The sequence below is a fragment of the Lysinibacillus sp. UBA5994 genome, from assembly GCF_002429725.1.
In the GTDB taxonomy this organism is placed as follows: domain Bacteria; phylum Bacillota; class Bacilli; order Bacillales_A; family Planococcaceae; genus Lysinibacillus; species Lysinibacillus capsici.
Genome location: NZ_DJAU01000042.1, coordinates 18,703 through 43,948, shown reverse-complemented (window position 1 = coordinate 43,948; position 25,246 = coordinate 18,703). Strand labels below are relative to the sequence as shown.

General features: G+C 38.8%; 21 protein-coding genes. 4 read left to right on the top strand and 17 right to left on the bottom strand.

Annotated elements, in window-relative coordinates; all coding sequences use genetic code 11:
• Positions 1 to 169: 169 nt before the first annotated feature.
• The 7 genes from B3D98_RS14135 to B3D98_RS14105 all read right to left on the bottom strand — a co-directional run bounded on the left by B3D98_RS14135 (position 170) and on the right by B3D98_RS14105 (position 6,598).
• Positions 170 to 484 (bottom strand): YpoC family protein, encoded by a 315-nt coding sequence (locus B3D98_RS14135; RefSeq protein WP_066037666.1) that lies wholly within the window; start codon positions 482 to 484, stop codon positions 170 to 172.
• Complete coding sequence (nth, locus tag B3D98_RS14130) at positions 481 to 1,143, bottom strand: endonuclease III (RefSeq protein WP_048389975.1); 663 nt, start codon at positions 1,141 to 1,143, stop codon at positions 481 to 483. Before nth ends, B3D98_RS14135 begins: the two co-directional genes overlap by 4 nt.
• A gap of 12 nt (positions 1,144 to 1,155) precedes the next feature.
• On the bottom strand, positions 1,156 to 1,884 hold the full coding sequence (locus tag B3D98_RS14125; RefSeq protein WP_016994290.1) for a DnaD domain-containing protein: 729 nt from the start codon (positions 1,882 to 1,884) through the stop codon (positions 1,156 to 1,158).
• A 77-nt stretch (positions 1,885 to 1,961) separates the two neighbouring features.
• Positions 1,962 to 3,257, bottom strand: coding sequence for an asparagine--tRNA ligase (asnS, locus tag B3D98_RS14120; protein ID WP_004232833.1), 1,296 nt, complete (start codon positions 3,255 to 3,257; stop codon positions 1,962 to 1,964).
• 28 nt (positions 3,258 to 3,285) lie between these two features.
• On the bottom strand, positions 3,286 to 4,479 hold the full coding sequence (locus tag B3D98_RS14115; RefSeq protein ID WP_048389971.1) for a pyridoxal phosphate-dependent aminotransferase: 1,194 nt from the start codon (positions 4,477 to 4,479) through the stop codon (positions 3,286 to 3,288).
• A 16-nt stretch (positions 4,480 to 4,495) separates the two neighbouring features.
• Entirely contained in the window at positions 4,496 to 4,855 is a 360-nt protein-coding gene (locus B3D98_RS14110; protein WP_288583719.1) for a hypothetical protein, read from the bottom strand.
• Positions 4,856 to 5,173: 318 nt separating this feature from the next.
• Positions 5,174 to 6,598: a tetratricopeptide repeat-containing diguanylate cyclase gene (locus B3D98_RS14105; RefSeq protein ID WP_288583718.1), complete on the bottom strand. Its 1,425-nt coding sequence runs from the start codon at positions 6,596 to 6,598 to the stop codon at positions 5,174 to 5,176.
• A gap of 322 nt (positions 6,599 to 6,920) precedes the next feature.
• Here B3D98_RS14105 and B3D98_RS14100 point away from each other — a divergent pair, with 322 nt between their 5' ends.
• The gene (locus B3D98_RS14100; protein ID WP_288583731.1) at positions 6,921 to 8,768 is read left to right on the top strand and encodes a multicopper oxidase family protein; all 1,848 of its coding nucleotides are present in this window, start codon (positions 6,921 to 6,923) and stop codon (positions 8,766 to 8,768) included.
• A gap of 61 nt (positions 8,769 to 8,829) precedes the next feature.
• Here the strand turns inward: B3D98_RS14100 and B3D98_RS14095 are convergent, their stop codons facing one another.
• Positions 8,830 to 10,080: an MFS transporter gene (locus tag B3D98_RS14095; protein ID WP_288583716.1), complete on the bottom strand. Its 1,251-nt coding sequence runs from the start codon at positions 10,078 to 10,080 to the stop codon at positions 8,830 to 8,832.
• A 178-nt stretch (positions 10,081 to 10,258) separates the two neighbouring features.
• Positions 10,259 to 11,140 carry a LysR family transcriptional regulator gene (locus B3D98_RS14090; RefSeq protein ID WP_048389964.1) on the bottom strand — a complete coding sequence of 294 codons (882 nt, stop codon included), beginning with the start codon at positions 11,138 to 11,140 and terminating at the stop codon, positions 10,259 to 10,261.
• Between the two features lie 129 nt (positions 11,141 to 11,269).
• Here B3D98_RS14090 and B3D98_RS14085 point away from each other — a divergent pair, with 129 nt between their 5' ends.
• Positions 11,270 to 12,472, top strand: a complete 1,203-nt coding sequence (locus B3D98_RS14085; RefSeq protein ID WP_288583713.1) for a CynX/NimT family MFS transporter — start codon at positions 11,270 to 11,272, stop codon at positions 12,470 to 12,472.
• 108 nt (positions 12,473 to 12,580) lie between these two features.
• Here the strand turns inward: B3D98_RS14085 and B3D98_RS14080 are convergent, their stop codons facing one another.
• From B3D98_RS14080 to B3D98_RS14045, 8 genes are all read right to left on the bottom strand, one after another.
• Entirely contained in the window at positions 12,581 to 13,816 is a 1,236-nt protein-coding gene (locus tag B3D98_RS14080; RefSeq protein WP_288583711.1) for a Zn-dependent hydrolase, read from the bottom strand.
• A gap of 169 nt (positions 13,817 to 13,985) precedes the next feature.
• A complete protein-coding gene (locus B3D98_RS14075; protein ID WP_048389958.1) occupies positions 13,986 to 14,444 on the bottom strand; it encodes a nucleoside deaminase in 459 nt (152 codons plus the stop codon).
• Positions 14,445 to 14,457: 13 nt separating this feature from the next.
• Complete coding sequence (gene arcC / locus B3D98_RS14070; protein ID WP_048389956.1) at positions 14,458 to 15,408, bottom strand: carbamate kinase; 951 nt, start codon at positions 15,406 to 15,408, stop codon at positions 14,458 to 14,460.
• 2 nt (positions 15,409 to 15,410) lie between these two features.
• Complete coding sequence (locus B3D98_RS14065) at positions 15,411 to 16,889, bottom strand: cytosine permease (RefSeq protein ID WP_288583708.1); 1,479 nt, start codon at positions 16,887 to 16,889, stop codon at positions 15,411 to 15,413.
• A 31-nt stretch (positions 16,890 to 16,920) separates the two neighbouring features.
• Positions 16,921 to 18,348 (bottom strand): DUF1116 domain-containing protein, encoded by a 1,428-nt coding sequence (locus B3D98_RS14060; protein ID WP_048389952.1) that lies wholly within the window; start codon positions 18,346 to 18,348, stop codon positions 16,921 to 16,923.
• A complete protein-coding gene (fdrA, locus tag B3D98_RS14055; RefSeq protein ID WP_066037660.1) occupies positions 18,341 to 19,894 on the bottom strand; it encodes an acyl-CoA synthetase FdrA in 1,554 nt (517 codons plus the stop codon). Before fdrA ends, B3D98_RS14060 begins: the two co-directional genes overlap by 8 nt.
• 2 nt (positions 19,895 to 19,896) lie before the next feature.
• Positions 19,897 to 20,772, bottom strand: a complete 876-nt coding sequence (locus B3D98_RS14050; protein ID WP_288583706.1) for a DUF2877 domain-containing protein — start codon at positions 20,770 to 20,772, stop codon at positions 19,897 to 19,899.
• A gap of 31 nt (positions 20,773 to 20,803) precedes the next feature.
• On the bottom strand, positions 20,804 to 21,412 hold the full coding sequence (locus B3D98_RS14045; RefSeq protein WP_081011059.1) for an ankyrin repeat domain-containing protein: 609 nt from the start codon (positions 21,410 to 21,412) through the stop codon (positions 20,804 to 20,806).
• Between the two features lie 214 nt (positions 21,413 to 21,626).
• On the opposite strand from B3D98_RS14045, the gene B3D98_RS14040 reads away from it, so the two are divergent.
• Both B3D98_RS14040 and B3D98_RS14035 read left to right on the top strand, forming a co-directional pair.
• Positions 21,627 to 23,345, top strand: a complete 1,719-nt coding sequence (locus B3D98_RS14040; RefSeq protein WP_054550754.1) for a PucR family transcriptional regulator — start codon at positions 21,627 to 21,629, stop codon at positions 23,343 to 23,345.
• A 131-nt stretch (positions 23,346 to 23,476) separates the two neighbouring features.
• Positions 23,477 to 25,234 carry an ABC transporter ATP-binding protein gene (locus tag B3D98_RS14035; RefSeq protein WP_288583702.1) on the top strand — a complete coding sequence of 586 codons (1,758 nt, stop codon included), beginning with the start codon at positions 23,477 to 23,479 and terminating at the stop codon, positions 25,232 to 25,234.
• Positions 25,235 to 25,246 lie beyond the last annotated feature (12 nt).

The following is a 25,246-nucleotide window of genomic DNA, read 5'->3' as shown; positions in this document are numbered from 1 at the left end:
AGCAGTTCATTCACTGCTTCTCGGTTTTTTTATTGATGAAGGGCTCTGAGGAGGCTATCCGTCAGTTTTGACGGTCTATCCTTCACTCTACAAGGTCTATCCGCCACTTTTCGCGGTCTATCCTTCACTTTACATGTCCTATCCACTTTTTATACTCTATTCATCCACTCTAACTTTTACTAGCTTGAATCCGCAGTCGTGCTGTGCGCTTTTTCGTTTCTTTAAATAGCTCATCTAGTTGACGATAGCATGCATATTGACCTGGCTTAGCTTTAATAAAGGCTAATCGCTCAACCCCATTAATCGGTAGCACTTCATCGCCTGCAGCTTGCACAAGTTGTTCAAATAGCTCGATGGCATCTTCCATTAGCCCTTTTGCCAGTCCATTTCTTGCATCATGTGCTGTATGGATAGCGGCTTGTAGTGAAGTCCATTGGGCAAACCATGCATCTACTTTTTCTTTTGCAATGGCTTCACTATTCATGCTTCCTTCACCATGCCTTTCTTTAAACGCTTTTGCCCTTCACGACAATCGTCGAGTAAAGGGCAAGTACCACATCCAGGATTTTGTGCCTTACAATGATAACGTCCAAAGAAAATTAATTGGTGATGCGTTTTTGACCATTTGTCCATTGGCGTTTTCTTCATAATCGTTTCTTCCACTTCAAGCACCGAATCTTTCCATCGACAGAGCCCTAGGCGTTTGGATACTCGCTCCACATGGGTATCCACTGCAAGTGCTGGAATATCGAAGGCTACTGAAAGCACAACATTGGCCGTTTTTCGTCCTACGCCTGGTAATGTCACCAATGCTTCACGTGTTGCAGGGATTTCGCCACCGTACTCATCTAGTAAACGTTGACATAGAGCCTGAATGTTCTTCGCCTTATTGCGATAAAGGCCAATAGAGCGAATATCCTGTTGCAATTCCTCTATGGAAACAGCTAAATAATCTTCTGGTGTTTTATATTTTTGAAATAAGGTTTTCGTTACTTTATTGACTAGTACATCTGTACATTGTGCAGATAATAATGTGGCAATCGTTAGCTCAAAAGCATTGTCATGGACGAGCTCACAATGTGCGTCGGGAAACATTCGATCCATTTCTTCTAGACAATGCTCCCACTGTTTTTTCGTTAACAAACTGGATGCCCCCTATTCTCTTTCTTCCAACCAATTATAAAAAGGAACTCTACCCGTTGATTGCGTTTCTTGTTGAACTGTTCGAGCTGGTGCTCTGTTAAATGTCTGTTTCTCACGGAACTGTTCACTTTGCTTTTGTGCTGCTTGTGGTGTCGTAATATTTTTCTTTTTCCATTCTAATAAAATGCGATCAATATAGCGAATACTCAATTTCCCAGCAAAGACAGCCTCCTTTAGCGCCTCTTTGATGAGTGCGGGACTATGCTTGTCCTCATCAAGCCAGCATCCAATTTTTTCAAGTTCTAAAGGAGATAAAAGACGCCCCATTTCCTCTTCAAAAAGACGGAATATCTCCCCTTCTTCTTGCTGAAGTGTCACTGCCGTTTGTTGCTGCTCTTTCATATCAATCATCTGTAAAATGCGCTCCCATAGCGGGTATACGGAATACTTTTCATATAGCTTACCACCCGCGTCGACATCTCGTGTAATTTCAAGAAAACCCTTCTGCATTAATCGCTGTAAACGGGATGTGATGTCATTATCAGACATTGTGAGACGATTTTTTAGATCATTAGGTGTTGGGAAGTCATTCTCCTCCATATGAAAGGCCAATAAGTGCATGACAATCAGTGCCTCTTCATCCTCCATGTTTAACTCCTTATAAAACTGAAAAAAAAGCTGTGGAATGGGAATCATTCTCTGCTCAGTCCATGTACGGAGTCGATGATTATTTACGTTCATTATTCTCCAGACTCCTTCTTTAAGTAAGTAGAAAAGCCGCGTAGATATTTCACTACGCGACTTTTAAATTGATTAGCTTATGGATATAAGCGGTTTAGTAAACGTGGGAATGGAATTGTTTCACGGATATGCTCTGTGCCTGAAATCCATGCTACAGTTCGCTCTAACCCTAGACCAAAACCTGAATGTGGGACAGAGCCATGTTTGCGAAGCTCTAAATACCAAGCATAGGCATCTAATGATAGGTTATGCTCTTCCAGACGTGATTTTAATAAATCGTAGTCATGGATTCGCTCTGAACCACCAATAATTTCTCCGTAACCCTCTGGTGCAATTAAATCAGCACATAATACAACATCATCGCGATCTGGGTGTGGTTGCATATAGAACGGTTTAATGCCTACTGGGTAACAAGTAATAAATACTGGTTTGTCAAATGAATTCGCAATCGCTGTTTCATGAGGCGCACCAAAATCATCGCCCCACTCAATATCGTCGAAGCCTTGTTCGTGTAAAAGCTTAATCGCATCATCATAAGAAATTCGAGGGAATGGCGCTTTAATGTTTTCAAGTGTTGATGTATCACGGCCAAGTCGCTCTAGATCTAATTTGCAGTTTGCAAGTACAGATTGTACGATGTGCGCTACATATTGCTCTTGTACTTCTAAATTTTCTTCAAATTCTACGAATGCCATTTCAGGCTCAATCATCCAAAACTCGATTAAATGACGACGAGTCTTAGATTTTTCAGCACGGAAAGTTGGACCGAATGAGAAGACTTTTCCTAAAGCCATCGCAGCAGCTTCCATGTAAAGCTGACCAGATTGAGATAGATAAGCATCTTCATCAAAATATTTTGTATGGAACAGCTCTGAAGTACCTTCAGGCGCAGAACCTGTTAAAATTGGTGGGTCCATTTTTGTAAAACCGTTGTTATTGAAAAATTCGTATGTAGCGCGAATAATTTCATTACGAATTTTCATAATGGCATGTTGTTTACGAGAGCGCAGCCATAAATGACGGTTATCCATTAAAAATTCTGGACCATGTTCTTTTGGTGTGATTGGGAAATCTGTTGCTGCATGTAGTACCTCGATACCAGTTATAGCAAGCTCACAGCCAAAGCTTGAACGTTCGTCAGCTTTCACCTCACCAATCACATACATAGAAGTTTCTTGCGTCATCCCTTTTGCCGTAGCAAAAATTTCTTCGCCTACTTCTTCTTTCACTACAACGCCCTGTACAAAGCCAGAGCCATCACGTAGCTGTAGGAACGCGATTTTTCCACTTGAACGTTTATTGGCTAACCAAGCGCCAATTTTGACTGTTTCACCGATATGCTGTGGCATATCTTTAATCATAATTTTTTTCATAGAAATCCTCCAAAGTTGACTAGAAGGATTAGTCTTGCCATTTTGATTTTACGAATGTATCAATACGACGGACTGCCTCTTCTAATAAGTCTAAAGATGTAGCATAAGATAATCGCATAGTAGTTGGTGTACCGAAGCCAGAGCCTGGAATCACTGCTACGTTTGCTTCTGTTAAAATATCCGCAGCAAATGCATCTACTGAATCATAGCCAGTGTGAGCCATAGCTTCTGCTACGTCTGGTAATAGGTAGAATGCACCCTGTGGCTTTAATACATGGAAGCCAGGAATAGCACTTAACTGTGGGTAAATTTTTTCAAGACGAGATTCAAATGCCTGACGCATTTCCTCTACCGCATCCTGAGAGCCATTATACGCCTCCACAGTTGCATATTGTGCTGTTGTTGTCGCATTAGATGTTGAGTGTGATGCAAGGTCAGTCATTGCTTTAATAATGTCTGTGTCACCTGCAGCATATCCAATACGCCAGCCTGTCATAGAGTGAGATTTTGCCACACCATTAACAACGATTGTACGTGCTTTCACTGCATCAGAAAGTTGTGCAATTGAAAAATGCTCAATACCATTGTATACAAGCTTCTCATAAATTTCATCTGACACGATTAAAATATCTTTTTCTTCTGCAACAGCAGCAAGTTCTGCAAGCTCTTCACGAGAATAAATCATGCCTGATGGGTTACTAGGAGAATTAATAATCACTGCTTTTGTCTTGTCTGTCACAGCTGCTCTCAGTTGATCCGCTGTAATTTTATAGCTTTGTTCACGTGTACCTTCAACATAAACTGGTACGCCGCCAGCTAATTTCACTTGTTCTGGATAAGACACCCAATAAGGGATTGGAATAATAACCTCGTCGCCTTCATTTAAAATCACTTGGAATAGCGTGTATAAAATATGCTTTGCCCCTACACCAACAATGATTTCATTTGGCTGATAGGTAAGGTTATTGTCGCGTTGAAGCTTATCAATAATGGCTTTTTTCAGAACTGGAAGTCCGCCAGCAGGTGTATATTTTGTATACCCTTTCTCCATTGAATCAATGGCAGCATTTAAAATATTTTGAGGTGTATTAAAGTCTGGTTCACCAGCTCCAAGACCAATCACATCAATACCTTGCTCTTTCAATGCTTTTGCTTTTGCAGTAATCGCTAATGTTGAAGATGGTGTTAAAGTTTTTACACGTGTTGCTAATAAATTTTTCATTCGGGATCTACTCCTCTTATAAATTCGTAATGCGCTTCCACCAGTCGCCATCCTTAAACAGAATATAGACATAGTTGAGCTGGTCGTGGTCGTTCAGATATGTAATTTCCCAAACTGCGCCAGGCTCCTCATAGCCTAATTTCATGTGGAGGACTTTTTGTACATTTCCTTCATTTTTAAAAACCGATAATGCTTGCTTTTCCGTAATACCATCTTCTAATATCACTTCCTGAATGGAATCCTCGTCTAGATTCGTCGGAACAAAGACAGCTTTTTTATCACCGTATTCGTCTNNGGCTTTCCAGAGTACTAAAATACTAATGACAAGTGACAACGAAACAATAAAGACAGAAATGAAAATTAACCAGTTTTTCATCTATTCACCTTATGTTTCACATCGAGCTGTTTTGGCATAACACATAGCTGATGCATGTGTGTGTCTATAACTGTGTAACCATTCATTTTGCTTTCCATTTTGTCAACCTGCTTTCTTTCCTCATACCACAACATTATACAACAATTTTGTGCTGTCGTGTTTCTTAATTTCATATATTGTACGTTGCTAGAACAACGTTTTCAAACAATGACTACAGTAAATTTCATTTCACCTCATAGAAGCCTCGTTTTGGGCATAAAAAACATGGTCCTATCACAAGAAAAATTCCTATTTAACTATGTAAATAGGAACCTGTCATTATGATAATTCGTATAGCACACAGCTAGCACGGCCATTCGCCTTTGCTTGGTATAAACCGCTATCTGCTTGCTCAAATAGCTCCTTGTATTGATAGTTTTTCTGATTATTCACGCAAGCACCCATACTGACCCTTAAGGGATAACTTTGCTGTTCCTGTTCGAGCTTTAGTGAGAGCAAATAGGCATGTGTGTTATGGACCAATGTTTTGATATAGTCCTTCTGAGAATGCCTAAAACAAAGGATGAATTCATCTCCGCCATAACGAATAATTTCCACATCTTCATCCTGTAAAAAATCCTTCAAGCTGTTAGCTAAAAGCTGTAAAATCATATCTCCAAATAAATGACCATGCGTGTCGTTAAATAGTTTAAAATAATCGACATCCAAAACCGTAATACATACATAGGATTGCGTTATTTCGGCTGCATTGAGCCATTCCTGTAGCTCATAGTCTAAAAAATGTCGATTTAAAACGCCTGTTAATGGATCATAATGTGCTTTTTTCTCAAGCTTTTCCTTTTGACGCTTAAATTCTAAGTTCATTACTTGTTGTAATAAATTTGCAACACTCATTTTTTCCGAGAGATCAATATATTCACGCTGTACATCAAAAATTTCATCTCGCCAATCCAATTGATACAATACATTTAACAGTAAGCGCATCACTTTTTTTGTAATTGGCTTATCTCCATAAGATCGGGCAAGATCTATGGCTTGTTTATAATAAAATACAGCTTCTTCAAGCTTTTGCTGTTTTTCAAATAAAAAACCGTAGCCAAACAATGCCGCTACTTTTTCTCGTTTATGATGATGAATAATAGTAGAGGATAACGTACTGTCCAGCAATGCCTTCCCCTTTTTAAAATCCCCTTCTAAAATATACACATCTGCTAAATTATTATTAATACGAATATCATGTAATTTTGCTAGATCAGGCATTGTTCTAGCAAGAGATTTATTATATTCTCTAGCTAATAGCCCTGCTTGAAGTGCTTCCTTTGTACAGCCCTTCTCTACCTCTAAATAGCACAGATTATTATGACAGCGAACAAGCATGACAGGATCTTGAAGCTCCTGTGCATAGGCGATAGATTTTTTCGTCATCTCCACCGTTTTTTCACGGATGCCAACTAAATCATAGATTAATGACATTACTAAATGATAATGCATTAAATCTTTTGTCGTACCATAATTTTGACAAATGGCCTCATAATCATGAATAAGATTAACCATGCTTAATGTGTCACCTAAAGAATGATGAACTAATATTTTTTGATAGTACAAATCCATGACATATGGATAGTTATTGCTCTCTAATGCGACTAAAAGACCTTGATCAGCAAGCTTTAGTGCTTTCGTTAAATACCCCTTTGTGCGCATCTCCATTATCGTTTTATTTAATTCTTCTAATGTTAATTCCACCGTCTCACCACTTCTCCATACCCCATATCATCCAGTTTACTTTGTGCTTTCTCAATTATAAGACATATGTATTCACTTAGTCCGCCTTTTTCGTATGATACCAACTATTACCTACAACGCAAAAATCTTTTGTGATGATTGTTTTAAAATCTTACATCTGTTTGCTTGAAAGTGAATCATCTTATCCCATCATAATATGTAGGTAATTTTTTTATGTCTTTACACATTTTTCTCCATTTTTGTCCTCGTTACCTGTTGTTTTTACCCATATGATGAGTTAATTAGCTTTTTTAGTATCGAAAAGGGACGTGATGTTGTGAGTATGCAAATTAACCCTTCTGATCCAGCAACGATTCCAAAATTTGTAGATGAACTTCCAAAACCAATGATTGCTAAACCAAAATACAGCAGAGGGCAACAGAAGAATGATTATTACGAATTGGTCATGATGGAGGGCCAGCATCGTTTTCATAAGCATTTTCCAAACTCATTAATTTGGGGCTACAATGGGCTTTACCCAGGGCCAACCATAGAAGCTTCTAAAGATAAAACTATCTATGTGAAATACAAAAACCAGCTGCCCTTACAGCACTTTTTACCAGTAGATTTTACGCTTCATGCTGCAAACGATTCACAAGAAGTAAGAACAGTTACTCACTTACATGGTGCCAATGTGGATTGGCAGAGTGATGGCCATCCTGAAGCATGGTACACAAGAGACTATCGGCATACTGGTCCAAAGTTTAATAAGGAAATACATGAATATACGAATCATCAACCTGGCACTACCATGTGGTATCATGACCATGCCATGGCTTTAACACGTTTAAATGTATATGCAGGATTAGCAGGCTTTTATTTACTGAGGGATGCCCTTGAGGAACGCTCTAATTTACCATGTGGAGACTATGAATATCCGATTTTAATTCAAGATAAAACGTTTAATGAGGATGGCTCATTGTTTTATCCTGACGAACCACCCTTTCCCGTGCCTGTTCATCCCTCTATCACACCAGGCTTTGTTGGCAATACGATAGTGGTTAACGGAAAACTATGGCCTTTTTTAGATGTTGAGCCACGTAAATATAGATTTCGTTTACTAAATGGCTCTAATCGACGAGGCTATGTCATCAGTCTTTCCAATGATCAACCAATGTTTCAAATTGGTACAGATGGCGGTTTCTTATCAGCACCACAACTTATCCAATCTGTCGAGTTGCTGCCAGCTGAACGCACGGATGTCATTATCGATTTTTCAAGCTGTGCTGGACAGGAGATTACCTTACTTAATACTGATACCGATTTCAGTGATGAACACACAAACGTGATTATGCAGTTTCGAGTAACTTTACCTTTGAAATGTGAAGATACAAGTGAGATTCCAGAAAGACTTGCCGTTTCTATGGATCTACATCCACACCATGCACATATTGAAAGACAACTACCATTGACGGCGACTACCGATGAGTTTGGTCGACCTATGTTGCTGTTAAATGATCGAATGTACCATGATCCAGCAACGGAAAAACCTTCTTTAGATAGTGTGGAAATCTGGAACTTTATTAATGCTACACCCTTTATCCATCCTATTCACCTGCACCTCATTCAATTTAAAATTCTGGAACGAAGGCCGTTTGATTTAGAAATCTATCAAAATGAAGGCATCGTACAATTTACAGGGCCGCCTGAAGAACCAAGAGACTATGAGCGAGGTTGGAAGGACACGGTGAAGGCTGACGCTGGAAAGGTGACAAAAATTATTATGCATTGGAAAGATCATGTCGGGAATTATATGTGGCATTGTCATTTCCTTGAGCATGAGGATCATGATATGATGCGACCCATTCTCGTTATGAAAGACGTCCATGCTGTTCAGCAGCCTCATGCAGCAGTAGAACATCCTGTAACACATCAAGAATCAACAGCTCCCACAAATCCTACAAATCCTACAAGTACTACCCATCATAGTGAATCTTCAGCTCCACTATTAAATGAGGTAGAACACTCAGAACTTGAGGAAGAAAAGGTAGTCTCACCTCAAGAAGAAGAATCCATTACTATTCATATAGGAGATAATACACAACATATGCCAACGCTACTGTTTCCAACCCTTCCTTCCAATACTCCTACGAGCAGGCATAGGCCTCGTCAAAGAACCCGAAGATTTTAGCTAAGTATCGCTTTACAAAGAAAACTACCAATGAAAAGGTGGTTTTCTTTGTTCTAGCAATTTATTTGACCTCCAATCGCCATATTCTTTTCGTTACGAAAGCTAATAATAATACACACACAGAGATTATAAAGACTGGTATATAGATGTTGGCTTGAAAGAACTCAAATAGCAACCCATACCCCATCTGCCCAAGTGGTGCCATACACTGTGATACTGCCATCATAATTGCCATGACTTTCCCTAATTGTTCATTTGGTGTTTCTTTTTGGACAAGGGTCATTACGTAAATGGAGATAATCGTCATCATCATCGCAATGATAAGAGCACAACCAATAAATAAGCTATACGATGGATAATAGCCAATTTGAAGGGCGCGAGGGAGCACAGACATAGCCATGGGAATTACCAAAAAGGCTGACATCAATACCCAAATATAGAGGGTGTGAATACGCAGCTTTTTTGCAAAGTACCCCATCGTTAACGCGCCTAAAATCGTCGCAAAATCAATAATCCCCATTCCTATTCCATACAATGTATCACTACTTTTCATCGTGACACGAAGAATAATAGGCACACCAACGATAAAAAGTGGGGTCAATAGTAAATTCAATAAAGCAGCAAGTAGCGTACATTTTAAAATAAAAGTTTGCTTCACCACATAAGTAAAACCTTCTTTCATGTCTTTGATTAAGGTCGGCATTAAATGACCATCATAGCTACGTTTCACAAATGGGATTGTCATAAACATTTCTACAATAGCCGTAAAGAAAAATAATAAACCACTAACTATGACGAGAAGTTTGAGGCCAAGCATTCCATATACTATCCCCCCTAGCACAGGTGCTGTCACTCCTGCTAATGCCTGGACCCCATTGACGATCCCATTAGCCTGCTCAAGCTTTTGTTCGCTAACTAATAGCGGAATACTAGCCATTACAGCTGGCGTGTACATGGCACTAATGAATGAAAGAAGCACCATAACCAACCCAATCCATAGCACAGAATGATTGTCTGTTAGTAATACAATAAAAAAAATCAATACAATGCCACTACTGATAAAATCAAATAGGACCATTAAATTTCGCCGATTAAAACGATCTGCTATAGCGCCACCAAATGGTGTAAGTAAAACAGGAAGGCTTGAAATAGCGAAAAGCACAGCAAAAAGATCTGCCCGTCCTGTTATATCTAAAACAAAAAGTGAAAGAGCAAATCTTAAAAGCGCAGAGCCTAAAATAGAAATAATCTGCCCAGCTACCATAATGATAAAATCTTTCGAAAAGCCTTTTTCTTTGACTAGCATTTCCATATAAAAAACACCCCTTATTATTTTTAGACCGACAGTCGGTCATTTGATATGTTAAAAAATTGTAGGCACAAGCTTCTAGGACTTGCCCTACAAATTAGACTGACTGTCGGTTTATAAATAGTATATGTGAACTCTCCAAAAAAAGGAACATATTTTTATATCTTCCTTTTTGTTAACCCTATTTGCTTTTAAAGTAATGTTTAATTTGCTCAATCATAGCAGTAGTTGCCTGACTAACATAGCGATCTACGCGGAAAATAATGGATAGGCTTCGGCTTGGAGCACCATTTGAAATTCGTATACTACACAAACTAGGATCATTCATTTGTTGGAGCAAAGGATAGGGTTGCACCGTTACACCAATATTGGCTCGAACGAGATTCATAATGGACGTGACAGAGCTTGTTTCAAGAATAGAATGAATGTGAAAACCATGCTTTTTTACAGCCTCTTCTACTATCTCTCTACCAAGAAAACCTTCTGGATACATCACCATAGGAAGTCCTTCTAATTCAGCAATTGGGATCACTGTTTGCTGTGCCAATGGATGCTCCTTTGAAACGGTCAGTACATATTCCTCTCTACATAAAGGAATAATGACCAATCGATCATCTGATTCTACATTCGTCCCAATACCGATATCCACTTCATTTTCGAGAACCTGCCGCATAATATCGATGGAAGCAAGTATCTTTAATTTTACCTTTGGAAATTTTTGGTGGAAATCAATAACAAGCTGTGTAATCCGATAATCAAGATCAGATGGCATGATGCCAATACTTATTTGTCCCCCTTGTAGCCCCTGTAAATCTTTAATCGAATCTTTGACATTTTGTAATGTATTAAATACCTCTGTTGTATAGCTAAACAAAAGAGAGCCTGCCTCAGTCACAACAATTTTTTTGCCAATACGATCGAACAATGGCATTCCTAGCTCATCCTCCAGCACACGTATTTGCTGGCTTAACGTTGGCTGAGAGATGCCAAGTTTCTCAGCAGCTTTTGTAAAATGTAGCTCCTCATAGACTGCCATAAAATAATGCAGATGCCGTATTTCCACATAGACCACGCCCTATCATAGTTTCTAACTATCATTGTAATAGTAATAATAGTATTGTTCAATCATTCTAATTCAGATAGACTTCAATTTAGGCTTACTATTTATTTGATAGGACGGAGAGGAAAGACAATGAATATAAAACACAAAATCGCACCAATTATTGCCATTATTTTAGCTTCTTTTAATTTACGGCCTGTCATTACTTCGGTGTCCCCCTTGTTAGGAACTATTCGCCAGACTTTACATATGAGCGCAGCTACTGCTAGTTTGCTAACTTCTTTAGCTGTGCTATGTATGGGCTTATTTGCACCTTTCGCAATCAAACTAGCTAATCGTTGGAGCATCGAGCGAACTATCGCTTACGCTCTTATTCTTATTGGACTAGCAACAGCTACCAGATATTTTGCTAATACTGCCTGGGTCATGCTAGTAACAGCTTTGTTATCAGGCATTGGCATTGCCATCGTAGGACCACTGTTATCGGGCTATATTAAGGAGAAATTTGCGAACCCTTCCCGTGTAGTGGGGATTTACTCGCTAGCACTTGTAGTAGGAGCTGCACTTGGCTCTGGGCTTTCTATTCCACTAAGCAATTTTTTTCATTCATGGCAAGCTTCTTCTGCCTCCTGGGCTATTCTTGCTTTAATCGCTTTATTCTTTTGGTGGAAGCCAATTGAACAAAAAGCAGTTACTGCATCAGTCACAAATTCACCTAGTAAGAGCAACAGTGTGAAGCAAATGTTAATGAATCAAAAGGCTTGGCTTTTAACAGGCTTTTTTGGTTTAATGGCCTTCATGTTTTATACCATCATGGCTTGGTTACCTCCCATCGCAGAAAATTTAGGCTATAGCAAACACGACGCTGGAATGATGCTGACACTATTAACAATTGCCCAAATGCCAGCTACATTTTTAGTGCCTATATTAAATAACCGTTTTCAGCATCGAGCCGTATGGCTAGTAGGTAGTTCATCATTAGAATTAATTGGATTATTGATGCTACTGTTTTCTTATAATCCTTGGCTGAGCAGTATTCTGATTGGCCTTGGTGCAGGTGGTCTTTTCTCATTAGGGCTAACATTACCAATTGATGAGGCCAAAGATATTCACGAGGCTAGCTTCTTAGCTGCTATGACACAATCAGTTGGCTTTGTATTTGCTGCATTGGGCCCCTTCTTTGTCGGTCTTGTTCGAGATTTCACAGGCAATTTTACAACTGCTATTATTGGCATGATCATCATCGTCCTTGTGATGATTCTGATTCAACTAAAAATTGGAAACCAAAAGCAACCGCAAATGCATCATATTCACATGAAAAAGACGACTTTCTAACAAGGAAGGTCGTCTTTTAATGATGGAATCGATTTTGTGCCTTTGTTGTATTGCCTTCACGGGATGACACTGGCCATACATGTAGCGTCTTCAACTGATGATTGCTAATTAGCTGACTGAAGCATATCTTAGCACAACTGCCTCTAAAACATCGATTCCTATTAATATATCTTCAAGCTCCGTATGTTCATCTGGATGGTGACTTAAACCATCCACTGAAGGAATAAAAATAAGGCCAACTGGTCCGAGCCTTGTCATATTCATAGAATCGTGACCTGCTCCACTTTGCATATATTGATAGGATAGTTTCTTCTCTACACAAATTGTTTCTAAATCTTGCATTAGCTTTGGAGAAAGCAGGACAGGATCCTCTGAGCTAATGACATTGTATTCAATCGCAAGCTGCCTCTTTTTTTGAACGTTTGCAATAACCGTATAAAAATGCTGAAGCACACGTTCTCTCGATTCCACAGAGGATGATCGGATATCTACAGTTAACTCCACTTCACCTGGAACTACGTTCATCGAGCCTGCCACAACCTCTAGTATTCCAACAGTTGCCACAGTGCCAAACTCCTGCTCTGCTATCGCCGCTTTTTCTAATTCTAATGCCAATTCGGATGCTCCTAAAAGAGCGTCCTTTCTCATATTCATTGGAGTCGTGCCTGAATGGGACGCTTTTCCATTTAACTTCATTAATAAGCGAACTGGCGCTGCTACCCCTGTGACAATACCAATTTTCTTTTCATAGTTAATTAGCAGTGGTCCCTGTTCAATATGCAATTCGAAAAAGGCATGGAATCCTTCCTCTACTCTTGTCGCTTGATCAACACTACTAAAATCAAGTCCACAATGAGCAAAAGCCTGCTCCATCGTAATACCATCTCGATCGACTAAATGGCGATACTTTTCTTTATCAATTAATCCTGCCATTGCTTTACTGCCTACTGTTGACACACCAAATCTTGAAGACTCCTCACAGGCAAAGGCGATAATTTCAATTGGATGCTCTGTCACAATAGATCGCTCGTTTAATCGCTTGATGACCTCAAGGGCAGCGGTTACCCCTACAACGCCATCATATTTACCGCCTTGATAGACAGTATCTAAATGAGATCCCATGACAACAGGCTGCAATCCTGGCACACTGCCTTCTCTTCGAGCAATAAGATTTCCACAATGGTCAATATGAATTTGAAGATTTTCATCTTTACATAAACGAATAAAGGCATGTAAACAAGCCTGTTCTTCATTCGTATAGGCAACTCTCGTAATCCCTTTTTCGCCTGAATTATATTGATTCATTTTATCTAGTAATTGTTGATAACGTTCTTTATAGATCATGTAAACAGCTCCTTTTGAAGAATTACGAAGATGAAAATCAGACCAAATGTACGCTTGTATAGTATCTATTTTACACCTTTTTGGTTGAAAATTAGAAAAGGGATTCTCCATAACGAGATCCCTACTCTAATTCACTGGAAAGACTTAAGCAGTATATGACTGCTCTAATCTATTTACTATTAGCCATTTTGTCATTGAAATGATGGAACAAAGCATCACATTCTTCAGTCGTTTCAATTTTTTGCATGCTCAGGACACTTTTATCTTTACCCGTTAAGTAATCACGTAGATGCATATCAGAGAAGCCATGTACATGAGCATCTTCTGCTGTATTACAATAATGAACTTCTTTAATACCCGACCAAATAATAGCGCCCACACACATTGGACATGGTTCGCAAGTAGCGTAGATGACACAATCGGATAAATCCATTGTGCCAAGCTTTTTAGAGGCTTCACGAATGGCTACTATTTCTGCATGTGCAGTGATGTCTGTATCACGCATCATTGTATTGCCAACAACAGCGATGATTTCATCACCTCTTACAATGGTTGCACCAAATGGTCCACCAATATTTTGATCGATGCCTTCTTTTGTTTTGTCAACAGCTAGTTGAATATAATCCATACCGTGATTCCTCCTAGTTAATAATATGAGTACCAGCCTGATTATTGATCGCTTCTTTCAGACTTTCAGGGTTTGTAATAATTACTCGATGACCACCATTTTCTAAGAAGCTTAAGCTTGCTTCGATTTTTGGTAGCATACTTCCTGGCGGGAACTGATTATCTTGAACATGCTGCTTTGTTTCCTCAACAGTAATTTCTTCAAGTGCTTGTTGTTCAGGTTTTCCAAAGTTAATAAACACACGCGGAACACCCGTTGTAATAATTAATGAATCCGCATTTACTTGTGCCGCTAATAGACTTGTTGCAAAGTCTTTGTCAATGACTGCATCTACACCCTCATAGACATTGTTTTCTTTTTTCACAACTGGAATTCCACCACCGCCTACAGCGATCACGACATAATCATTATCAATTAATGATTTAATCGCCTCTTTTTCCACGATATCGATTGGTTTTGGTGAAGGCACAACGCGACGGTAGCCACGGCCAGAATCCTCTACCATTTTCCAATCTGGATGCTCTACTAGCATCGCCTCCGCTTGCTCCTTTGTAAAGAATGAACCAACTGGCTTTGTAGGGTTAATAAAGTTGGGATCATGTTCATTGATTTCAACTTGTGTAATCACACTGACTACCTTTTTATTAATTTGACGTTTAGTCAGTTCGTTAATTAATGCTTGTTGAATTAAATAGCCAATTCCACCTTGTGTGTCAGCCACACAGTTTACTAACGGAATTGCTGGCATGCCTGATACTTCATTAGCAATTTCACTTCGTTGTAAAGTGAAACCAACTTGTGGACCATTGCCGTGTGTGACAACCACTTTATAACCTTCCTGAATCATATCCGCGATATGCTCGACAGTTTGAGCAACTGCCTCTTGCTGACTTTGAATAGATTCACTTCCACTATCCTTTACCAACGAGTTACCGCCGATTGCTACAATTACTAATTTATTCACAACTACACCCCTACTTCTTTTTCTACACTATTTTGAACATTTTGCTGATTAAATTTATATAACAGCGTATATAAAATGAATGACACGATCAGTCCGCTAAAGAAAGCAAAGTTATTTAGCTGTACTAAAAACGGCACACTTTTCAGGAAAGCACCTGACATTGGTAAGAGGAAGCTTATTAATAGAACGATACATGCTACGATGTTATAGCCAGATTTATAAGCTCCATTATGACCTTCTTCCACATAAATCATAGATAAATCTAAACGTCTTTTACGCTCGATAAAGAAGCTAGACAACATAATACCTGCAATCGGTCCAAACATAGAGCCTATAAAACTATAAAAGAAAAATAACGTTTCTGTACTCGATACTAGTTTCCAAGGCAAAATGACTGTGCCAATAATCGCTGTTAAAATACCTGCTGTTTTGACCGTAAATACTTTAGGGAATAAAGTTGTCATTTGTAATCCAGATGGTAATAAATTACCAAAAACTACAAAAGCTGTTGCGCCTACATTTAACGCTAAAATTAATACAATCACTGAAAAGGGATTTTGAATTTTATCAATAGCATCTACAATATTAAAAATTGGTTGCCCAAAAGCAATTTCTGTCCCTGCTATTAAACTAATACAAGTAATCGCAAATAATAGATACGAGCCGATCATACCGATGGATAAGCCATAGATCATTGCTTTTGGCGATTTAGCTCTATGCGTAAAATCTGCAATATTTACAATTGGACCAGCCCAGTTAGACACCAATGCGCTAACACATGCAATAAAAACCAATGGACTTTCCATCGTTGTAGAAGGCTTATATTCTAAAATTGGTCCAATTCCTCCAGCAATATTAATTGCCCAAATCGCTGCGCCAATAATGAAAATATAAACAATTGGTGATGAGTATTTACCGAAGACTGTTAGCATATCCATGCCACCTAAAAAAAGTAAAACTGTAATTACCCATAAAATAATATAAGAAATCATAGTCGGAACATCTAAGCCAAAAATAGTGAAGTCTCCACCAATAGACATATAGTTCGGAATGAATCTTGCAAATAATACATTAAGGGATTGAGCGCCCACAACGGTCGTCGTACCAAAGAATACAACCCCAGCAATCAACCCTCGACATAACGCCGGAATAATAGAGCCTTTTACTCCAAATGAATCTCTTAGTAATATGGCAAACGGAATGCCATATTTAGAGGCGGAATATCCATTTAAGCAATAGCCTGCTGAGACGATTGCTGCTGAAAGCATAATGGCTAAGAAAACTTGATTAACTGATAATCCTAAGACAAAAAACCCTGCAACCGTCATATAAGACATAATATTGTGAACTGCGCCCATCCACACGGTAATGTAGTTAAAGATTCCCCAGTCTCTTTCCTGAGGCCCTTTTGGTAAAAGTTCTTCCGAATAGCCAAGTGCTCTATAATCTTGATTGGACTGGTCAATTTTTGCGTGTTCCATAGAAAGCTCCTCCTACTTATAGGAAGTGGGTTTAAGCCCACTTCTCACTAATTGTAATTAATGCTTTTTCAAAAGCTTCCATTGGAGGATTTGTAATACCAGCACCAATCATACCGATTCCAGCCTCTTTATGTGCGATAGCTGTATTAATAATTGGAAGAATACCTGATTGGATGACTTTGCGAATATCAATACCAGTAGGAATTCCCATGAAGTTTAATAATGGAATGGTAATATTTTGGTTTTCTGTCGTCGTAATTTCTTTCATTTTACGAGAATAACCAATTGCTTCATCCACTGTTCCACCTACTAAAGCAACGATTGCTGGTGCAGTAGCCATTGCGAAACCACCAATACCGTAAGTTTCTGTAATAGCACTATCCCCTATATCAAGACCTGAATCCTCTGGTTTGTAGCCAGCAAACATCGGTCCGATTACTTTTTGTGCTGGGCCAGTAAACCATGTATTACCTGGCATGCCACTAATACGAACACCAAATTCTACACCGTTACGTGCCATTGTTGTCACGACAGTACTATATTCGATTCCATGTGCAGCATCTAATGCACATTTACAGCATGCCATCCATGTAGGACCTGAGAAATAATCACTACTTGCCACGAAATCAAATACTGCTCGCTTCTGTTCAACAGGATAATCTGTTTCTAAGATATATGGTGTCAATGCTTGAATTAATAAGCTTGTACCTGCATTATTACGGTTATGACATTCGTCACCCATGTGGAGCGCTTGTGCAAGCATTAATCGTAGATCGATGCCGTCTTTATTTAATTTCATTGCATCACGTAAAATTGGTCCTAACACATCACGCATCCATATTAATCGCTCGACAACGCTGTCATCGTTGGCACCCATACGCAAGATTTTTGCCATTTGCTCACTTAAATTTGTATAGGCGATATTGCCATACGTTTTATTTTCAACGATGTGCATAAACATCGAAGCAGATGTTACCCCAGCCATTGAACCAACTGCATTATGCTCATGGCAAGGTGAGAATGTAATATCTCCAGACGCCGCTACCTCTGCTGCTTCTTCTAAATCTTTCGCTAATCCTTCGAATACAAGAGCACCCATCACAGCGCCCTTCATTGGGCCATTCATATCTTCCCAAGTAATGGGTGGTCCTGCGTGTAAAATTGTTTTTTTCGTCATGCCGGGTACAACATTGATGGCTTGATCGAAACCAATCAGCACTGGTTGAGAGTTCACAATTTTTTCCACTGCAAGACGATTTGCTGCTTCGATTTTTTCAGCAAGTTCTGCTTTATCGATTTTGTTTAGTGCTGCAATAATTTCTGGCTTACCTCCACCCGGTGGTGACCACTCTAGGTGTGTAGCACTTGCATTTTGTGCTAATATATCATCCTTAAAAAGTTCAATACCTACGTTAATTACGTTAATTTTACTTGTGAAAAGTTCATTAATCTTACTCATGATTTTCTCCTTTCAACACCATTTCTCTAGCAAGTAATCCTGCATTTGTACTACTGCTTGCATGTGTAACACCTGCATCGACTAATTTTTCCACTTGCTCATCTATGTTTGGCGTATCTAAGTCTGTTCCAAGGACATACCCAATGATCTCTAAATGTCTACCTTCTTTTTCAGCAAATTGTTTAGCTTCAATGATGGCTGGAAGCATAACACCCACTGGGTCTTCGTGAGAGCCAAAGCCTAATACGAAGTCCATCACAATGACACCAACTGTCGGATCTTTTGCTTCTTGTAAGAAGCGCTCAATGCGAGAAGACGGATCGATCATTGGATGTGGTTTACCATTTGTAAAATCATCATCACCGAAGTCAATGAATGTATGTTCCTGACTCACATTGATATCTTTCAATAAGAAATCAGGATTCTTTTGGATGTTACTGTAAATATTATCTAATTTTTCCATAGCTAGATACATAGATTCATCACAAAGCGTACCGCCACAGAATAACCCACGAATGTATTTTTGCTCTGGCGCTAATTTTGCACGAACCTCTTCAACTAATGGAATGTTAAGCGCACGTTTGTTAATACCAGCTTCATCAATACCTGCTAGTAAGACTGCCTTTAAGGCTGCTTCTTTCGATGTTTTAGCAAATTGTCCACCAGCTGCCACTACAGCCTCTTCATTACCACCTATAAAATAAACCACTACCGGTTTGCTGCATTCTTTAATTTGTGCGAGTACTTTTTTCTCAACACTTGCTTCAGGTGGCTTCGATACAAGTACAATCACTTTAGTCGCTTCATCGGCATCTAGTGCTTTGATACCATCAAGCATCATCATACCGCCCACTTCTTTACTTAAATCTCTTCCGCCAGTACCGATCAGTTGTGTGATACCACCACCGAAGTCATGAATGCGAACACTTACTTCTTGGCTACCTGTACCAGATGCCGCTACGATACCGATATTGCCTTTTCTTACAGCGTTTGCAAAGCAAAGTCCTGTATTACCAATAATAGCGGTACCACAGTCTGGTCCCATCATTAATAAGCCTTTTTCATGTGCTAAAGTTTTTAATTCTACTTCGTCTTCAACGCTCACATTATCACTGAACAGCATCACGTGTAGATCATTTTCAAGTGCTTTGCGTGCTTCGCGAACGGCAAATGCCCCATTGACAGAAATGACCGCAAAGTTTGCATCAGGAATTCCTTGTGCAGCCGAATCAATCGTTGCATATTTAATATCACTTTTTGCTTGTGCTTTATCTTTATTTGTTAGTAATTCTTCCACTGCTAGGTAAGCGCTTTCTGTTTGATCCGCATTAGCAGTTTTAACAATAATCATTAAGTCCCCTGCTGTTGCTTCCTCCACTTCTGGCGTCATCAAACCAACGTTACGAATGACTCCTTTGTTCATCTCCGTACCCATACCAATAATTGCTTGCTCGACGCCTTCAATTTGATTCGCTTTTGTAGATAGTGACATCAATGACACTGAATCAAAATATGTGTTGCGCTTAATTACGACTTTAATACTCATCATTATCCTCCTAATTTTATATTGGCTTCTAAGCCACTTATCAGCCCTAAGGCAATATCTGTTCCTGAGGAGGAGCCAATAGCAAGCACCTTTCTCAGAGCCTCAATGGATTCCACTTCTGTGCCATATAAAATGGCATGTATGAATGAACAGATGGACTCCCTTACTTGTCCATATGCTGCCTTCTTCAATGTTGTAAAGCTAATCTCATTGGTCAAAGGCTGAATCACTTTGATGACGCTTTCACACAAAGGTTTATACATAGAACACGGGCTATTTTGTAAGTGAATGATAGCAAATAAGCCTACTAAAAAATCATCCCCTGATGGTGTTAGCCCTGGCCCCAAGCCTACTAAATCAGCAGCATATGCCTGAAAACGATCCAAACGTTGATTCAATATTTCCTCATAAAGTAAAGTTGTACGCTGCTGTAATAATCTCGATGTCTCAGCTTCAAATTCACTGACGGGAGAATCATTACGTTTTATGCCGCCGCCTTTCCCATGTAAATCAATGAATTGTTTTACACGGATCATATTCATTTTTAAGCGTGTACAATTTGCTGGATAAATAGGTAGCTGACATTGCCAACGAGAGGCGGTTGGGATCGCTATTATTAATTTTTCTTCTATTAATAGTTGATTATGGCGAACCGATACCCTGTCATGTTGCTGAATGCCCAGGTGATCCAATGTATCAAGATCAATGACAAGTGTATTGGGTGCCCGATCCATTGCCTTCGTAGCAAGTGTAAAAATTTCATCATTACCATCACTCCGTATATTTAAGGCATGTTTAAACACGCTATGAACCGTTCCCGTAAACGTCGCCACTATTCGCTGCAGGAAATAATCATCACCTAATTTGGCATGTATCATATGTACACCTCTTTATGTCGTAGGAGTACTACTATTTCGCTCCTGCTTCTAGTAGAATTTTTTCAATTTCAGTAAATCCTTTTTCTTTAGCCATTGTTAATGGTGTCACACCATATTGATCCACTAATTGTGTATCTGCTCCATGTTCTACTAATAGACGAACTATTTCTTGTTGCTTTTCTCCCCCATCATTGAGGAGAATGGCTTCAATCAATGGTGTCCATCCACAAATATTTGTATGGTTGACATTGATGTCTGTAGTCGTTACAAGTTCACGAACTACCTCAACAAAGCCCTTCTCACTTGCTGGATGAATCCCTACACCGCCAAAGCGTGTTAAACGCTCTAAATCTGTGTTTGCTTGTAGCATTATTTTCACAAGCTCTAACTTTCCATTTATACATCCATACAAAAATGGGTTTAAACAAATTTGATCTTGAAGGTCAATATCTGCCCCTTCCTGAATTAAAAATTTTACTGTTTCTAATTGATCATTCATCGCAGCAAGTAAAATTGCTGTACGTTTGCGCTTATTTTGAGAATTAATATCCACACCTTGTTGTAAATAACCTTTCAGAGCGTTATTATCACCTGCTTCAGCTGCAGTTAAAAATTCTGAGACCACATTCATATCTACCAATTTCATTCCTCCATTTCTCTGACCTATTGTTCATTTCAACTAAAAAGAAATAAACCGCGAGAATGTTACTACTTTCACATTTCCGTCTTACAAGCTTTATTTTATTCTCTTATGCCGTAGATATCATTGTTTAGCAAAACCAAAAAGAATGAAGATCATTTAGGCAATATGTACAATGTTTTGTGATAAGATTATGGCGAAGGAGTGAAATCATTTGCTAACAATTAAAGATATATTAGAGATAAAGGCACTTGAAGGAATTAAAATTGTTGCTGGAGAGCAAGGAATTCACAATGAAATTGCACTTGTGAATATTATCGAAAATCCCGATGCATTTGATTGGCTGACACCGAATGAATTACTGTTAACGACTGGTTACATCTTCCAAGATGACGAAGCCTTACAAAATAAAATTATCCAAGAAATCTCTAAAATCAATTGTGCAGGCCTTGTTATTAAAATGAGACGCTATTTACAAAAGACGCCTCAAAACATGATCGATATTGCCAATCAGCATGGATTGCCGTTATTAGAGTTACCTTATAATTACACCCTTTCCAAGGTCATCTCGATTATCAATGAAAAGGCATCTGGCCGTTATGATCTATTAAATAGAAAATCTTTGGACATGCACAATACGCTATTTAAGGTGGCGCTTGAAGGAGGAGGCATCGAATCTATTTCCTCTAAGTTAGCTGAAACAATTAATAACCCGATTATTTTTTTAGATAATGACTGGAATTTACTGCATTATACAGATCTTGATACGAATCCTGTGCCCCTTGCCTATGGCATTAATTTAAAGAAGAATCGTCCAACATTTTCAAAGGATTTTATAAATACCATTCCGAATGATCTCAATGAAATGCAAAAATCCATTACACGAATCTATCAATTAGAAGATCTAGCCGTAAAATGTAGAATTCTTCCTGTTGCAGTAGCCAACTATATTTATGGCTATATTGTCATTTGGCAAACTGTACGGGATCTGAATGAGTTTGATTTCATCGTTTTAGAGCAAGCCTCCACGATTGTGGCACTAGAAAGGATAAAACAGAAGGAAATTGAGGGTGTACGTCTAAAGATTAAACAAGAGTTTTTTGATGATTTATTGACTGGAAAAATCACTTCGCTTGAAACGCTACAAACACTATGCGATCTCCACGGCTTAAAGATCAACCATAAATATTATTGCATCGTCATCTCTATTAGCCATGAAAATTTGCAAAACCAGCATGATTTAATTTCTAGAAAATACGAAACCGATAATATTGCAAAAAAATGTATGAATTTAATTTATGAGCACTCTAGCACAATTAATGGGGAAATTACATGCCTTTATCGCAACAATCAAATCATTATATTAGTTGGACAGCAAGACAGCAAACAAGATTTCACGATCAATGAAACAAAGCAATACGCAGAAAACATTCTCCAATTATTAGTACAGCAACATACGCAAAGCTCTTTCTTAATGGGAATTGGCAAAGAATATAAACATATACGTTTTGTCCATAAAAGCTTTGCAGAGGCACATGAAGCTCTCCGTCTTATGCACCGCTTCGAAGAGCGTGGAGCAGTGGCTCATTATGCGGATCACTCCATTTATCATTTTTTAGATTCGAATATTAATGAAGTGCAGCTAAAGGACTTTTTCTTAGAAAGCTTGGGTTCTGTCTTTGAGCATGATCTATTACATGGGACAAGCTATCTACTTACATTAGAAAATTACTTTATCAATCATATGAATATAAGTGAAACAGCCAAGGAAATGTTTATCCATCGCAATACGTTAATTTATCGGATTGAAAAGATTAAAGAAATTTTAAAAACCGATTTAAAAAGCTATGAGGAGCTGTTACAAATCCAGCTAGCCTTAAGAATCTATCGCTTGCTTGGTAAGTCTTTATACCACGATGAATTTGCAGACTAGTATCAAAAGGTGGTGATCGCATCACCTTTTTTGATGACCATTCATTTCATATTCAGTTCATAAACGCATGCTATAGTAAAGCCATAGAAACGAAATACATTGTTTTCAGACAATGAAGGAGGCTTATTTCTTTGCAAGAAACATCAAATGATATGTCTAAACAAAAAGATTGGCGCCGTTTTATACAGTTAGTAAAACGTGCCGAACCACCGATATGGCTACTTGTCATCGCTTTAGTGATGAGTTTAGCAACGACAGGTGTAGGGTTTATTGTTCCATTATTTACAAAACAATTAGTGGATGGCTTTTCGTTAGAATCGCTTAATTATTGGCAAATTATTGTACTAGGTATTGCCTTTATCGCACAGGCTATTGCCAGTGGCTTATCCATCTATTATTTAAATCGAGTTGGACATCATGTTGTGGCAAAATTACGTGACCAGCTATGGCGAAAGCTGTTGCATTTACCAATCCCCTATTATGATGAACATGATACAGGCGAAACATTGAGCCGTGTTACGAATGACACAGGGGTTGTGAAAGAGCTTATAACAGAGCATTTAGCAAACTGTTTATCTGGCGTTATTTCCATTATAGGTTCTATCATCATTCTTCTATTTTTAGATTGGAAAATGACATTAGTCATGCTGATTGCCGTACCACTGGCTATGGTGATCTTAATGTTGTTAGGGCGACGCATGTTTGTGATTTCAAAAGGGATGCAAGATGAAACAGCAAAATTTACGTCTGTATTAAATCAAGTTTTACCTGAAACGCGCCTAGTCAAGGCTTCAAATGCTGAGCAAATTGAATATGAGCGTGGAAAAAAGGGCATTACGAATCTCTTTACATTTGGCTTAAAAGAAGCAAAAATTCATGCACTGATTTCCCCGCTGATTTCATTCGTTCTGATGTCTGTGCTTGTAGCTATTATTGGCTATGGTGGTGTCCGTGTTTCCTCTGGAGAGCTGACGGCTGGCGATATGGTGGCATTTATTTTATATTTAATCCAAATCATTATGCCAATGACGCAATTAACGATGTTCTTTACCCAGCTCCAAAAAGCCATGGGTGCTACAGAACGAATTAGTGCATTGCTTGAATACGAGGAAGAACATATTGAAGAAGGCTTAACAGTAGAAAAAATAGATCAACCCATTTATCTTAAAAATGTTGATTTTTCTTATGGTGAGGAGCCCATTTTATCCGATATTAACTTCACAATTGAGCCAGGCAAAGTAACAGCCATCGTTGGACCAAGTGGTGGCGGTAAAACAACTACATTTTCACTGCTAGAACGATATTATCAGCCAACGAACGGCAGTATCACACTAGGAGATACACCAATCGAAACTTTTTCACTCCACTCTTGGCGCAGTCAAATCGGCTATGTAGCGCAGGAAAGTGCCCTGCTCTCAGGTACGATTCGAGAAAACATTTGCTATGGTATAGACCGTGAAGTGCAAGATGATGAGCTAGAAAAAGTGGCTAAAATGGCCTATGCAGATCAATTTATTAACGAGCTTCCAGATAAGTTCGATACTGAAGTTGGAGAACGAGGCATCAAGCTTTCAGGAGGACAACGTCAGCGTATCTCTATCGCAAGAGCGCTCTTACGTAATCCGCAAATATTAATGCTGGATGAGGCAACATCAAGCTTAGATAGTAATTCAGAAATTTATGTACAAAAAGCATTAGACAACTTAATGCAAGGACGCACAACACTAGTCATTGCGCACCGTTTATCGACAGTGGTAGATGCCGATCAAATATTGTTTATTGAGAAAGGGCATATTACAGGCTGTGGTACACACGAAACACTCTTTGAAACACATGCTATGTATCGTGAGTTTGCCATACAGCAATTACGCATTAAAGACGTAGAATAAAGGGGTTTGTTG

Coding starts and splice junctions, on each gene's coding strand:
- B3D98_RS14060 (WP_048389952.1), bottom strand. CDS start 18,348: ATGAGTAAGATTAATGAACTTTTCACAAGTAAAATTAACGTAATTAAC.
- B3D98_RS14065 (WP_288583708.1), bottom strand. CDS start 16,889: ATGGAACACGCAAAAATTGACCAGTCCAATCAAGATTATAGAGCACTT.
- asnS (WP_004232833.1), bottom strand. CDS start 3,257: ATGAAAAAAATTATGATTAAAGATATGCCACAGCATATCGGTGAAACA.
- B3D98_RS14050 (WP_288583706.1), bottom strand. CDS start 20,772: ATGATACATGCCAAATTAGGTGATGATTATTTCCTGCAGCGAATAGTG.
- fdrA (WP_066037660.1), bottom strand. CDS start 19,894: ATGAGTATTAAAGTCGTAATTAAGCGCAACACATATTTTGATTCAGTG.
- B3D98_RS14100 (WP_288583731.1), top strand. CDS start 6,921: ATGCAAATTAACCCTTCTGATCCAGCAACGATTCCAAAATTTGTAGAT.
- B3D98_RS14125 (WP_016994290.1), bottom strand. CDS start 1,884: ATGAACGTAAATAATCATCGACTCCGTACATGGACTGAGCAGAGAATG.
- B3D98_RS14115 (WP_048389971.1), bottom strand. CDS start 4,479: ATGAAAAATTTATTAGCAACACGTGTAAAAACTTTAACACCATCTTCA.
- B3D98_RS14135 (WP_066037666.1), bottom strand. CDS start 484: ATGAATAGTGAAGCCATTGCAAAAGAAAAAGTAGATGCATGGTTTGCC.
- B3D98_RS14080 (WP_288583711.1), bottom strand. CDS start 13,816: ATGATCTATAAAGAACGTTATCAACAATTACTAGATAAAATGAATCAA.
- B3D98_RS14095 (WP_288583716.1), bottom strand. CDS start 10,080: ATGGAAATGCTAGTCAAAGAAAAAGGCTTTTCGAAAGATTTTATCATT.
- B3D98_RS14075 (WP_048389958.1), bottom strand. CDS start 14,444: ATGGATTATATTCAACTAGCTGTTGACAAAACAAAAGAAGGCATCGAT.
- B3D98_RS14085 (WP_288583713.1), top strand. CDS start 11,270: ATGAATATAAAACACAAAATCGCACCAATTATTGCCATTATTTTAGCT.